Origin of the sequence: Streptobacillus notomytis (assembly GCF_001902585.1) — a bacterium.
GTDB lineage: Bacteria > Fusobacteriota > Fusobacteriia > Fusobacteriales > Leptotrichiaceae > Streptobacillus > Streptobacillus notomytis.
The window spans coordinates 1-431 of record NZ_LKKV01000019.1 but is presented as its reverse complement, the minus strand read 5'-3'; the positions used below and the strand labels follow the sequence as shown (position 1 = coordinate 431).

At 22.7% G+C, this 431-nt stretch carries 1 protein-coding gene; it reads right to left on the bottom strand.

Annotated features, from left to right (window positions below; all coding sequences use genetic code 11):
• A partial coding sequence (locus tag BUE91_RS00705) for a hypothetical protein (protein WP_244889859.1) occupies positions 1-239 on the bottom strand: 239 nt, incomplete at its 3' end.
• Positions 240-431: the final 192 nt, after the last annotated feature.

The window sequence follows — 431 nt, the reverse complement described above, 5'->3', positions numbered from 1 at the left end:
TTTTTACCAAATATACCATAACTATCTAAAGAAACTATATTAAAGTAATCTTTTAAAAATTTTTCTGCATCATTTACTTTACTAATTGTTGAAATATTAACATCAAGCTTGTCTATTATATTCTCAAATTTTTCTTTTAAGCTTTGTGTTAATAATATCTCTTTTGGTTCTATTTTATATATCTCACTAATTAAATTATCTTCATCACATTCTAATACTTTAAATTCTCCTGTAGTTATATCTAAATAAGCTATGATAGATGCTTGTGCCTGTATATTAGATTATGTTTTAGCTATGCAATTTAATAATGAATTAACTATTAGAAAAATTGAGGTTATAAACAAATCAAAATTTGTTGAAATATCTTCTTCAACTCTAAGAAATCTAGAAGTAATTAAAAACCAAAGAGATAAGACAACATATGGTTCACT